We start from the raw sequence: 11,875 nt of genomic DNA, 5'->3' as shown, positions 1-11,875 counted from the left end.
GCTGGCTGGCGTGTCGTAGCTCTCGTAGTCGTAGAGGTCCAGGTCGGCGGGCACATACGGGCCGCTGGTGAAGTGTTCGGACTCCGGAGCCGAGTAGGCCCGAGAATAGATATCGGTCTGCGCCGTCTCGTTGCTTTCTTCGGCTCCCTCCCCCGTCAACTCTTTGCCGAATTCGTTACCACCCGCCTTGAATTCGCTGTCGCCTTGGCTGGGCTCAACGCCGGGGTCCAGTTCGTCGGACTCCGGTCCTGGTGGATTCGGCCCGCTCATGTCTGCCTGTCCTGTTCGACTACTTCATCGGGGCGCGCGGCACTAGGGCTGTGTAGTCGAGCGCGCGCTCGGATGTTTCTCATTGTGCCTCGCGAAACCCTACCCAACCGGTACCTGCACGGCATTCTCGGTGAACGGGTCACGGATGAACTGATGCCCTGATTGTGACCTTGAACGAAGCCAGGCCGTACCGGCTAGTGCTTTTCGGGCCCGAGGTAGTACTCGAAGACCAGTCCGGCCGCCGAGCTCAGGATGAACACCACCCCGGCGACAATCAACCACGGCAGCCACAACGCAATGCCGACCGCGGCTACCGAGCCGGACAGCGCGATCAGAATCGGCCACCAGCTGTGCGGGCTGAAAAACCCCAGTTCCCCTGCGCCGTCGCTGATCTCAGCGCCCTCATAATCCTCCGGGCGGGTATCGAGCCGGCGGGCCACGAAGCGGAAGAACGTCGCCACGATCAGGGCCATCCCACCCGTCAGGGCGAGCGCCGTCGTGCCGGCCCACTCGATTCCGCCGGTGGCGAACAAGGTGGTCAGCACGCCGTAGAGCACCGCGCAGAAGACGAAGAACGCGGCCACGAATTCGAACAGCCTGGCTTCGATATGCATGGGTCTTCCTACTTGCTCGCTTGGGGCGCGTGCTCGCCGCGGCGGGTCTCGAACGGGTGCGTGGTGACCGCGAGCGGCGCCTGGGCGATCGCCTGCAAGGCCTGAGCATTGGTCTTACCGGCGATCCGCTGCTGCAGGTAGGCCTTGAAGTCGTTGGGCTGCACCACCCGGACCTCGAAGTTCATCATCGAGTGATAGGTGCCACACATTTCGGCGCAGCGACCCACGAATGCCCCGGTCCTGGTGATGTCCGAGACCTGGAAGACGTTGACGGAGTGGTTCGCGACGGGGTCGGGCATCACGTCACGTTTGAAAAGGAACTCCGGCACCCAGAAAGCGTGGACGACGTCGGCCGACGCCATCTGGAACTCGATTCGCTTGCCGGCAGGCAGCACCAGTACCGGGATCTCGGTGCTGGTGCCCACCGTCTCGACCTTGTCGAAGTTGAGGTAGGTGCGGTCCTCGGTGTTGAGCCCACGGACCGGGCCAACCAGTTCCTCGCCACGCTTGTCTTTGCCCTCGGGCTTGGAGACCATCGCCGCTTTACGGGCCGGGTCGGCGCCGTCGTATTTGAGCGTGCCGTCCTTGAAATCGACCTTCTGGTAACCGAACTTCCAGTTCCACTGGAACGACGTGATGTCGACCACGACCTCCGGGTCGGACGCCAGGTGCAGCATCTTCTCCTGCACCACCACGGTGAAGTAGAACAGCACCGAGATGATCAGGAAAGGTGTCACGGTGAGCACCAGCTCCAGTGGCATGTTGTAGCCGAACTGGCGGGGCAATTCGGTGTCGGTGGCCTTGAGGCGATGAAACGCGCTGGACCAGAAGATCAGGCCCCAGACGATGACGCCGACCACAAGGGAGGCGATCACTGCGCCGATCCACAGCTGCCGGTTGTAGTCGGCCTCCGGGGTGATGCCCCTCGGCCAGCCCAGGCCCAAGACCTCCGACCAACTGCATCCGCTCAGCGTGACCGCCAGCATGCCGAGCAAACCGGCCAGTACCGCCACCCGAAGCCGACGAGAGCGTACGGAGCGGCTTCCCAACAAGCCCTGCGAACGGCCTGGTTCGCGAGGTGTCACCGTGGCGCCTCCTGAATCACAAGCTGGACCGACAGAGTCGAATACTACGCAGCGTAGACCACGCGACGTAGCGAAGCCGTGCCGGAGTCCCCGCGCCCGGCGCGGGTCGGCCGTCGGGCCCGCGACCTGCGGCAGCGCCGACGCAGGCGCGTTGCGGCATACTTGTCGCGATGTGTGGACTGCTGGCCTTTGTGAGCGCTGCGGCCGGCGGTGATTCGCCCGGCTCGGCCCGCGATACGGCCGATGCCGTCGCCGGCGCAGCGCACCTGATGCGCCACCGCGGACCCGACGAACCGGGCACTTGGACCGATCCTGCCGGGACCGTCGTGTTCGGCTTCAACCGGCTGTCCATCATCGACATCGCGCATTCGCATCAACCGCTGCGCTGGGGGCCGCCGGAAAGCCCCGGCCGGTATGAGTTGGTGTTCAACGGCGAGATCTACAATTACTTGGAGCTGCGCGCCGAGCTCGCCGAGCACCACGGCGCCGTCTTCGCCACCGACGGCGACGGTGAGGCCATCGTTGCCGCCTATCACTATTGGGGCGCCGACGCGCTGACCCGGCTGCGGGGCATGTTCGCGTTCGCGCTGTGGGATAACGTGGCCGGCGAATTATTCTGCGCCCGCGACCCTTTCGGCATCAAACCGCTGTTCATCGCGACCGGAACCGGTGGCACCGCGGTGGCCAGCGAAAAGAAATGCTTGCTGGAGCTGGCCAGCCTGATCGGGTTCGACACCGCGATCGACTTGCGCGCTGTACAGCACTACACGGTGCTGCAGTATGTGCCCGAGCCCGAGACCCTGCACCGCGGCGTGCGCCGGCTCGAATCCGGCTGTTATACGCGGATTCGTCCCGGCACGGCCGCCCCGGAGGCCACCCGCTACTTCGTGCCGCGCTTCACCGCGACACCGATCATCCGGGACACCGAGCAGGCCCGCTATGACGAGATCACAGCGGTGCTAGAGGATTCGGTGGCCAAGCACATGCGCGCCGACGTCACCGTCGGCGCCTTCCTGTCGGGTGGCATCGACTCGACGGCGATCGCGGCGTTGGCCATCCGGCACAACCCGCGGCTCATCACGTTCACCACCGGCTTCGAGCGTGAGGGATTCTCCGAGATCGACGTCGCGGTCGCGTCGGCAGAGGCGATCGGTGCGCGGCACATCACCAAGGTGGTGGCCCCCGACGAGTTCGTCGGCGCGTTACCCGAAATCGTTTGGTATCTCGACGAACCGGTGGCTGACCCAGCGCTGGTGCCGTTGTTCTTCGTCGCCCGCGAGGCGCGAAAGCACGTCAAGGTGGTGCTCTCCGGGGAGGGCGCCGACGAGCTTTTCGGCGGCTACACCATCTACCGGGAGCCGTTGTCGCTCAAGCCTTTCGACTACCTGCCCGCACCGCTACGACGCTCAATGGGGACGTTGTCCAAGCCGCTGCCGGACGGTATGCGCGGCAAGAGCCTGCTGCATCGCGGATCGCTGACGCTGCAGCAGCGCTACTACGGCAATGCCCGTAGTTTCTCCGACGCGCAGCTGCGCGACGTACTGCCCGGATTTCGGCCCGATTGGACGCATACCGACGTGACGGCACCGCTGTACGCCGAATCAGCCGACTGGGACCCGGTGGCCCGCATGCAACACATCGACCTGTTCACCTGGTTGCGCGGCGACATTCTGGTCAAGGCCGACAAGATGACGATGGCCAACTCGCTGGAGCTTCGGGTGCCTTTCCTGGATCCCGAGGTGTTCGCGGTCGCGTCCCGATTACCGGTACAGGCCAAGATCACCCGCACCACCACGAAGTACGCGCTGCGACGCGCGCTGGAGCCGATCGTCCCGTCGCACGTACTCAACCGACCGAAACTGGGCTTCCCCGTCCCCATCCGACACTGGCTGCGCGCCGGCCCGCTGCTGGAGTGGGCCCATGAAATGGTGAACTCTTCGGCAACCGACCATCTGATCGACGTGTCGGCTGTTCGCCGAATGCTAGACGAACACCGTTGTGGCACAACCGATCACAGTCGCAGGCTGTGGACGCTGCTGATCTTCATGCTGTGGCACGCGATCTTCGTCGAGCACAGTGTGGTGCCGCAGATCAGCGAACCACAGTACCCGGTGCAGCTCTAGGCAATTAGCCCAGTACAGCGGCGATTTCGGCGGCAGCATCGTCGCCGTACGCATCCGCGAGCCGAGCCTTTGCAACCTCGCGGTCCCACTCCCACTCCTGGGTGCCGGTGGACTCCAGCACCAATACGGCAACCAGCGAACCCAGCTGCGCCGAACGCTCCAGGCTGAGTCCCCCGCTGCGCCCGGTTAGGAAACCGGCACGGAACGCGTCGCCGACGCCGGTGGGGTCGGTCTGGCTGGTCTCGGGCACCACGCCGACGTGGACCGATGTGCCGTCGCGGTCCACAATGTCGACGCCCTTAGCGCCGAGTGTGGTCACTCGCAGGTCCACCTTCTCCAGCACATCGGCTTCCGACCAGCCGGTCTTCGACAGCAACAGCTCCCACTCGTAATCGTTGGTGAACAGGTACGCGGCGCCGTCGATGAGCTTGCTGATCTCGTCGCCCGACAGCCGGGGCAACTGCTGCGACGGGTCGGCGGCGAAAGCCAAGCCGAGCTTGCGGCACTCCTCGGTGTGCACCACCATCGCGTCCGGGTCATTCGCCCCGATGATGACCAGGTCCGGCTTGCCGACTGACGAGACGACATCGGCGAGCTTGATGTTGCGGGCCTCGGACATCGCACCGGGATAGAACGACGCGATCTGGGCCATGTCGAGGTCGGTGGTGCACACGAAACGCGCGGTGTGCGCGGTTTCGGAGATCAGTACATGGTCAGTGTTGACACCGTGCGACTGCAGCCATTTGCGGTAGTCGTCGAAGTCGTCGCCGACCGCCCCGACCAGCGCGGCGTCACCGCCGAGCACCCCGATGGCGAAGGCGATGTTGCCGGCCACCCCGCCGCGGTGGATCACCAGGTCGTCAACGAGGAAGCTCAGCGACACCTTCTGCAAATGCTCAGCCAGCAGGTGCTCGGAGAACCGGCCCGGGAACCGCATCAGATGGTCAGTGGCAATGGAACCGGTCACCGCGATCGTCACGAAAAATCCACCCTTCGTTTCATAAGTTCGGCTAGCTAAGCGTACCCACGGGTCGTGGCTGCCGCTGCAGCGCGGGGCGAGGCCCGCTAGCCTCCGTAGAAGAAACCTCGCGGCGACATATGTCGTCCAGGGTCATCCAGCCCGCGACCCGAGGAGTACTCCTATGCCCGGTCCGTATCCGCCGGATCAGCGTCTCGGCGCCGACGGACCGCCGTTCACCGACCCCCATCCCAGCCAGCCGATCCCCGACCAGCCAGCTTATGTCGGCCCGCGGGTGGGCGAACCGGTCGAAGCAGCGCCACCGGCGGCCGCCTATCCGGGTCTGCTACCACCGCCGGTCCCGTACCCGAAACGCCGCCGACGGCGGCTGGTCCTCGCCGCTGTGGTGGCGGTGGTCCTGTTCGCTGGGTTGATCACGGCGATCGTGCACGGTGCGCACAACGGCCCGTCGACCTCGGGTGCGTTCTCCGACGCCACGGCCAAAGCGGCGATCCAGGGCTACCTGGACGCGCTTGAGCACCGCGACACCGAAACGATCGCGCGCAACACGCTGTGCGGAATCTACGACGCCGTCCGGGACCGACGATCGGATCAGGCGCTGGCCAAACTCAGCAGCGATGCATTCCGCAAGCAGTTCACCGAAGCGCAGGTGACCTCGATCGACAAGATCGTGTACTGGTCCAACTACCAGGCCCAGGTGTTGTTCACCATGCGCGTCGCCACTGCTACCGGCGGTGGCGCCCGCGACCAGGTACAGGGGATCGCGCAACTACTTAATCAGCACAACCAAGTGCTGGTGTGCTCCTACGTGCAGCGAACCGCAGGCACCTACTAGCTACGGCGTCAGTTGAAGGAGTCACCGCAGGCGCACGACCCGGTGGCGTTCGGGTTGTCGATGGTAAAGCCCTGCTTCTCGATGGTGTCGACGAAGTCGATGGAGGCGCCCTGCACGTAGGGGGCGCTCATCCGGTCGACCGTCAGCGTCACGCCGCCGAATTCCCCGGTCAGGTCACCGTCGAGCGCGCGGTCGTCGAAGAACAAGTTGTAACGCAGACCCGCGCATCCACCGGGCTGCACCGCAATGCGCAGCGCCAGGTCGTCGCGCCCCTCCTGCTCCAGCAGTGACTTTGCCTTGGCTGCCGCGGCGTCGGTCAAGATCACGCCGTGGGTTGTGGCGGCTGAGCCTGGGGCGGTTGACTCGTCCTGAACAGTCATTGCTTCTCCCTATAAGTGCCTACAAGGCCCTGTCGTTCTTGGGTCAGTGGATGGGCTTGCCAAAAACCCACCCCTTCAAAGGTACCTTGTTGTGCCGCTATTCCCGAGTCGCGCCGCCACGTAGGAGGCCAGGCCCATCAGCTGGTTGGCGGCGTCGACCAGGGCCAGCCGTACCGAACCGGCGTAATCGGCGATCGCGTAGGCGGCCAGAATGCCCGCCGATCGCGACGCCAGGCGGTCGAGATCTACCTGACCTGCCATCACCACCATCGGTACCTGCTGTGCTCGCGCCTCCTCGGCGAGGGCTCCGACCACTTTGCCGTGCAACGACTGGTCGTCCAACCGGCCCTCACCGGTGATCACCAGGTCGGCGGCGGCAATGTCTGCGGCCAGACCAGTGTGCTCGGCGATGATCGATGCACCCGATTCGCACCGGCCGCCCAGTGCGAGCAGCGCCGCCCCGATGCCTCCTGCCGCCCCTGCGCCTGCTTGCGCGCTGACCGGCCGCCCGGCGACCGCGTCCAGCTCACCGGCCCACTCGGTGAGCCGCTGTTCGAGCGCCGCGACGGTGTCCGAATCCGCTCCTTTCTGGGGCCCGAATATCGCCGCGGCCCCCCACGGCCCCAGCAGCGGGTACTCGACGTCCGACGCGACAATCAGCTCCACGCCGGCAAGCCGCCGCCGGGCCGCCGCAAGGCCACCCAGCTCGTCGACCAGTCCACGGCCGCCGTCGCTGCTGGCGCTGCCGCCCAAGCCGACCACGATTCGCGCGGCCCCCGCCTGCGCAGCCGCGGCGATGAGCTGACCAACTCCTCTGCTGTGCGCGGACAGCGCCGTTTGCGGTGTCGGCGGGCCGCCCAGGCGGGCCAATCCGCACGCCTGCGCGCATTCCAGGTACGCGGTCGCCGACTCGGAGTCCAGCACCCACTCGGCCGGCACGTCCTCATCGAGCGGCCCGGATACCTCTGAGTGCCGGCGCTCCCCCAACCGGCTGGCCAGGACGTCGATAAAGCCCGGGCCGCCGTCGGATTGCGGCGCGATGGTGAACTGATCGTCGGGTCGCGCGCGGTTCCAGCCCGTCGCGATCGCGGCGGCGGCCTCGACCGCGGTCAAGCTGTCGCCGTAACTATCGGGCGCGACCAGCACCCGCAGGGTCGAAGGCACCAGGGCTGCGGCGGGTGCGATACTGCCGACCTCAGTCGCCGACCCGCTCATCTCAGTCAGCGTAGGGGCCGCTGGGAAAAGGTGCACCTGGTCCCAGCCATGTACCGGACATCGTCTGCTGCGAAGTAACCTGGCGAACGTGAAACTGCTGGGTCGGAGAAAAGACGAGGACGCCGCCGGCGACGATGGCGGTGCCCAGACACCGGCGGTGGCGGGAGATGCCTCCGAGTCAGCCCGTGGTTCGCAAACAACCGCTCCCAAGGGACGCCCCACACCCAGACGCAGCGCCGCCGCCGGGCGCAAGGGGCCGGTCGCTCCGGCACCGATGACCGCCGCCGAGGCCCGCGCCCGGCGAAAGTCGTTGAAGGGGCCCAAGCTCAGCCGTGAGGAACGACGGGCCAGCAGTGCCGCTCGTCGCGCCCAGATGGCCGAGCGGCGGGACCGCATGATGGCTGGCGACGAACGCTACCTGCTGACCCGTGATCAGGGCCCGGTGCGCCGGTTCGTCAGAGACTTGGTGGACGCCCGCCGCAACGTACTCGGGCTGTTCATGCCTTCGGCCCTGATGTTGCTGTTCGTCATGTTCGCTCGCCCTCAACTGGCCCAGAGTTATATGTCGTATGCGATGACGGTGCTGATGGCTGTGATGCTGCTCGACGGGATCATTCTGGGCCGCAAGGTCGCTCGGCGGGTCGACGAGAAGTTTCCGAATGACACCGAAAGCCGTTGGAAATTAGGCCTTTACGCGGCTAGTCGGGCTTCCCAGATGCGCCGCATGCGAGCGCCTAAACCCCAAGTCAAGCACGGCGCCAGTGTCGAGTGACCCTCGCTTGAAGAAGCCTTCGCATGGCGACCCCCTGCGCCCCGCTGCGCCGCGCTTGCGATCGCCATCGGGTGTTTGATCTGCCGTGCAAACCCTGGTGCTCGGCGGAATCAAGTCGGGCAAGTCCCGCTGGGCGGAGGCGGCCATCGCCGAGTCGGCGGGACCGGTTGAGCCGGTGCGGTATCTGGCGACCGGTTCGGTGACTGACAGCGACCCGGCCTGGCTGCGCCGGATCGCCCTGCACCGCGATCGCAGGCCCAAGCACTGGTCAACTGTGGAAAGCTACGACATCGCAACACAATTGCGCCAGCCGCCGGCCGCGCCCACCCTGGTCGATGATGTCGGCGGCTGGTTGACCGCCGCTTTGGATCGCCGCGGCTGGGAGGACGGCTCGGTCTCGGCGGACATCGACGAGATGCTCGCGGCGGTAGCCTCGTTCGGTCCGCCGCTGGTCCTGGTCAGCCACGAGGTTGGACTAACTATCGTGGCGGCGACGGTTACCGGCCGCCGGTTCACCGACGAGCTGGGTGCGCTCAACCAGCGGCTGGCCGCCATGTGCGATCGGGTGGTGCTGATGGTGGCCGGGCAGCCGTTGCAAATCAAGCCGTCGAGGATGTGCTGATGTTTCCGCCGGTAGTGCCGCCCGATACCGCCGCCGCTGCGGCGGCCCGCGCCCGCCAGGACACGCTGACCAAGCCATCGGGCGCGCTGGGTCGGCTCGAGGATCTGTCAGTTTGGGTTGCATCGTGTCAAGGCCAGTGTCCGCCAAAGCAATTCGAACGTGCGCGGGTGGTGGTGTTCGCCGGCGATCATGGAGTTGCGCGATCGGGGGTATCGGCCTACCCGCCGGAGGTCACCGGTCAGATGGTCGCCAACATCGCCGCCGGCGGCGCGGCGATCAACGCGCTGGCTGATGTTGCCGGGGCAACGGTGCGCGTCGCCGATCTGGCTGTGGACGCCGACCCGCCCTCGCCGCAGATCGGTGCGCATAAGGTGCGGCGCGCCAGCGGCGACATCGCATCAGAGGACGCGCTGAGTCACCAGCAGACCCTCGACGCGATTGACGCCGGCTGCCAGATCGCCGACCAAGAGGTCGACGCGGGTGCCGATCTTCTCATCGCCGGCGACATGGGCATCGGAAATACCACTCCTGCAACGGTTCTGACTGCAGTACTGACGGGTATCGAGCCGGTCCTCGCGGTCGGCTACGGGACCGGGATAGATGACGCCGGCTGGGCCCGCAAAACCGCGGCGGTGCGCGATGCGATGTTCCGGGCCGAGCCGGTGATATCCGATCCGGTGGCGCTGCTGCAGCGTTGCGGCGGCGCTGATCTGGCGGGGCTGGCCGGCTTCTGTGCACAGGCCGCTGTCCGGCGTACCCCACTGTTGCTGGATGGCATGGCAGTGACGGCTGCGGCTCTGATCGCCGAGCGCCTGGCTCCGGGCGCGCGGCTGTGGTGGCAGGCTGGTCACCTTTCGACCGAACCGGCGCACGCGCTGGCCCTGGCCCAGCTCGGGCTGGATCCGATCGTCGACCTGAGAATGCGGCTGGGTGAAGGTACCGGCGCGGCGGTGGCACTGCCGGTGCTGCGGGCCGCCGTGGCCGCGTTGACGTCGATGGCCAGCTTTGCCAGTGCCAATGTCTCCAACCGCGCCGACCGCTCCGCTTCCCCACCGTGATCAAGTCGCTGGCAACGGCTTTCGCGTTCGAGACCGTCGTCCCGGTGCCCGGCACATCGGACCGGCCGCTGGGCGGCGGTGCGATGACCGCGTTGCCGGTCGTCGGCGTGGCGCTCGGTGCGCTGGCCGCGGCCGTGACATGGGTGAGCGCGCTGGCGTTCGGCTCGGGCAACCCGCTGACCGGCTTGCTCGCGGTGGCTGCGCTGCTCGCGGCGACCCGTGGTCTGCACATCGACGGCGTGGCCGACACCGCCGACGGGCTGGGCTGCTACGGGCCCGCGGAACGCGCGCTGCAGGTGATGCGCGACGGGTCGACCGGACCGTTCGGGGTGGCCAGCGTGGTGTTGGTGATCACGCTGCAAGGACTGGCTTTTTCGGCGCTGGGCAGCGCGGCGATCGTGGTCGCTGTTTCCGCCGGCCGGGTCGCGGCCGTGCTGGCCTGCCACCGTTCGCTGCCGGCAGTGCAGGGCAGCGCTCTGGGCGCCCGGGTCGCCGGAACCCAGTCCGCGCCGGTGATCGCGGTGTGGGTCATGGTGCTGCTTGCGGCGGCCCTGGTAGCGGACCGGCAGCTGTGGCAGGGACCGGCGGCGGTGCTGGTCGGGCTTGCCTGCGGCGCTGCGCTGGTCAGGCGCTGCGTGCGCCGTTTCGGCGGCATCAGCGGCGACGTGCTCGGCGCCGTAATCGAATTGACCACAACGGTGACTGCGGTGACGCTGGCCGGATTTGCCCGCTTCGGCTGACGGCTTGTCGGGATCGACGAATCAGTTATGGGCCACGGGCACTCCCGGGCACAGGGTTAGCAGTCCCGGTGAACCGGCTGCGCACCCCGGGCAGCAAGCGAGCGTGCCTGCAATCAGGCAGAGCGCCGCACAGTGCGCGGCTAGAATCACCACCACAATCGGGACTTTTTGCGCTTAGCAACAAGTGCAGCCCGGCTGAATCTGCTCAGAGTAACGAACCGCCTTAGGGGGTCGACGTTGGTCAGTTCAGCGGTGAGGTGTCTCCCCCAGAAGGATGCACCCCGCATCGGCGCCGCGTCCCCGATCGATCGGTTGAGGCGGATTGTCTGCACAAATTTGCGGTCGCTGCCATGAGTTTCGGTCGTCGGTTTGCGCGCTACCTGTCCGATTACCGTTGGTTGATCCTCGCCGTCGCCGCCATGGTCGCCTTTGTACTGGGCTTCGTCGGGTGGTGGCACGTTTTTCGCGGCCAGCTCGGTCACAACCCCAACCCCACCGACTGCGCCTACTGGAGCTTGAACAACTTTTTCGTCAACTCGCCCGCTCAGGTGGCCGTACCTTGGACGCTGAACATTGCTCGGTTCCTCGCCCCCGCCGTGGCCGGCTGGGCCGGTCTGAGCGCGCTGGGATCGCTGTTTCGTGATCGCGTGCAACAGATGCGGATTCCACTGATGCGCGACCACGTCGTAATCTGCGGTCTCGGTGTGTATGCCGGCAATGTGTTCGTGCGACACTTGCATGACAACCGGATCGACGTCGTCGTCATCGAGTTGGACGCCAACAATCCGGACATCGAACTGTGCCGCAGTCTGGGTGTCCCGGTGATTATCGGTGATGCCCAGCGGCAACGCACCCTGCAGGCGGCCGGCGCTCACCACGCAAGCCGGGTGCTGGCCATCACTCCCGATGACGCCGTGAACACACAGATCGTGGCCACCGTACGGGAATTGGCTGTACGTCGTTCCCGCGAGCAGCGTTGTCTGGCGTTAATCACCAACCCCGAGTTCTGTCGGCTGCTGCGAGTCCAGGAGGCCAAACGCGGGGATCCCGAATTATCGATCGACTTCTTCAACATCGATGAGATCAGCGCGCGATTGATGTTGGAGGACTTCCCGATCGACGTCAGTCACGGCCAGCCGCACATCGTGGTCGCACACCTCGATACGCTTGGCGACTGGTTGG

The 11,875-nt window shown here is 66.3% G+C and carries 12 protein-coding genes and 1 pseudogene; 7 read left to right on the top strand and 6 right to left on the bottom strand.

Translation table 11 applies throughout. The features are described from left to right. The 3 genes and pseudogenes from WAN71_RS20415 to WAN71_RS20405 all read right to left on the bottom strand — a co-directional run. Positions 1-270 (bottom strand): annotated as a pseudogene (locus tag WAN71_RS20415) (hypothetical protein); the annotation flags it as partial. Between the two features lie 194 nt (positions 271-464). After that, a complete protein-coding gene (locus tag WAN71_RS20410; RefSeq protein WP_422227069.1) occupies positions 465-884 on the bottom strand; it encodes a cytochrome c oxidase subunit 4 in 420 nt (139 codons plus the stop codon). Positions 885-892: 8 nt separating this feature from the next. Then, entirely contained in the window at positions 893-1,969 is a 1,077-nt protein-coding gene (locus WAN71_RS20405) for a cytochrome c oxidase subunit II (RefSeq protein ID WP_422227068.1), read from the bottom strand. Between the two features lie 170 nt (positions 1,970-2,139). On the opposite strand from WAN71_RS20405, the gene asnB reads away from it, so the two are divergent. Further along, the gene (gene asnB, locus WAN71_RS20400; protein ID WP_422227067.1) at positions 2,140-4,092 is read left to right on the top strand and encodes an asparagine synthase (glutamine-hydrolyzing); all 1,953 of its coding nucleotides are present in this window, start codon (positions 2,140-2,142) and stop codon (positions 4,090-4,092) included. A gap of 4 nt (positions 4,093-4,096) precedes the next feature. Here asnB and WAN71_RS20395 read toward each other — a convergent pair whose 3' ends face one another. Next, the gene (locus WAN71_RS20395; RefSeq protein WP_422227066.1) at positions 4,097-5,071 is read right to left on the bottom strand and encodes a carbohydrate kinase family protein; all 975 of its coding nucleotides are present in this window, start codon (positions 5,069-5,071) and stop codon (positions 4,097-4,099) included. A 163-nt stretch (positions 5,072-5,234) separates the two neighbouring features. On the opposite strand from WAN71_RS20395, the gene WAN71_RS20390 reads away from it, so the two are divergent. After that, positions 5,235-5,906 carry a hypothetical protein gene (locus WAN71_RS20390; protein WP_422227065.1) on the top strand — a complete coding sequence of 224 codons (672 nt, stop codon included), beginning with the start codon at positions 5,235-5,237 and terminating at the stop codon, positions 5,904-5,906. An 8-nt stretch (positions 5,907-5,914) separates the two neighbouring features. On the opposite strand, the gene WAN71_RS20385 is transcribed toward WAN71_RS20390, so the two are convergent. Next, entirely contained in the window at positions 5,915-6,286 is a 372-nt protein-coding gene (locus WAN71_RS20385) for an iron-sulfur cluster assembly accessory protein (protein ID WP_422227064.1), read from the bottom strand. A 75-nt stretch (positions 6,287-6,361) separates the two neighbouring features. Next, positions 6,362-7,438: a glycerate kinase gene (locus WAN71_RS20380; RefSeq protein WP_422227070.1), complete on the bottom strand. Its 1,077-nt coding sequence runs from the start codon at positions 7,436-7,438 to the stop codon at positions 6,362-6,364. 151 nt (positions 7,439-7,589) lie between these two features. Between WAN71_RS20380 and WAN71_RS20375 the strand changes: the two genes are divergently transcribed. From WAN71_RS20375 to WAN71_RS20355, 5 genes are all read left to right on the top strand, one after another. Then, positions 7,590-8,273, top strand: coding sequence for a DUF3043 domain-containing protein (locus WAN71_RS20375; RefSeq protein ID WP_422227063.1), 684 nt, complete (start codon positions 7,590-7,592; stop codon positions 8,271-8,273). 85 nt (positions 8,274-8,358) lie between these two features. Further along, positions 8,359-8,895, top strand: a complete 537-nt coding sequence (locus WAN71_RS20370; protein WP_422227062.1) for a bifunctional adenosylcobinamide kinase/adenosylcobinamide-phosphate guanylyltransferase — start codon at positions 8,359-8,361, stop codon at positions 8,893-8,895. Then, positions 8,889-9,953 carry a nicotinate-nucleotide--dimethylbenzimidazole phosphoribosyltransferase gene (gene cobT, locus WAN71_RS20365; protein ID WP_422227061.1) on the top strand — a complete coding sequence of 355 codons (1,065 nt, stop codon included), beginning with the start codon at positions 8,889-8,891 and terminating at the stop codon, positions 9,951-9,953. The genes WAN71_RS20370 and cobT overlap by 7 nt, the downstream gene beginning before the upstream one ends. Next, positions 9,950-10,693 (top strand): adenosylcobinamide-GDP ribazoletransferase, encoded by a 744-nt coding sequence (locus WAN71_RS20360; protein ID WP_422227060.1) that lies wholly within the window; start codon positions 9,950-9,952, stop codon positions 10,691-10,693. Before cobT ends, WAN71_RS20360 begins: the two co-directional genes overlap by 4 nt. A gap of 350 nt (positions 10,694-11,043) precedes the next feature. Beyond that, positions 11,044-11,875: potassium channel family protein (locus WAN71_RS20355; RefSeq protein ID WP_422227059.1), on the top strand; the 832-nt coding region annotated here is incomplete at its 3' end.

This window comes from Mycobacterium sp. (assembly GCF_049280035.1).
Taxonomy (GTDB): domain Bacteria; phylum Actinomycetota; class Actinomycetes; order Mycobacteriales; family Mycobacteriaceae; genus Mycobacterium.
This window is presented reverse-complemented; position numbering and strand designations above follow the sequence as displayed.

What these genes read in the sequence shown, in the direction of transcription:
- WAN71_RS20410 (WP_422227069.1), bottom strand. Translation starts at nt 884, where the DNA reads ATGCATATCGAAGCCAGGCTGTTCGAATTCGTGGCCGCGTTCTTCGTC.
- asnB (WP_422227067.1), top strand. Translation starts at nt 2,140, where the DNA reads ATGTGTGGACTGCTGGCCTTTGTGAGCGCTGCGGCCGGCGGTGATTCG.
- WAN71_RS20385 (WP_422227064.1), bottom strand. Translation starts at nt 6,286, where the DNA reads ATGACTGTTCAGGACGAGTCAACCGCCCCAGGCTCAGCCGCCACAACC.
- WAN71_RS20390 (WP_422227065.1), top strand. Translation starts at nt 5,235, where the DNA reads ATGCCCGGTCCGTATCCGCCGGATCAGCGTCTCGGCGCCGACGGACCG.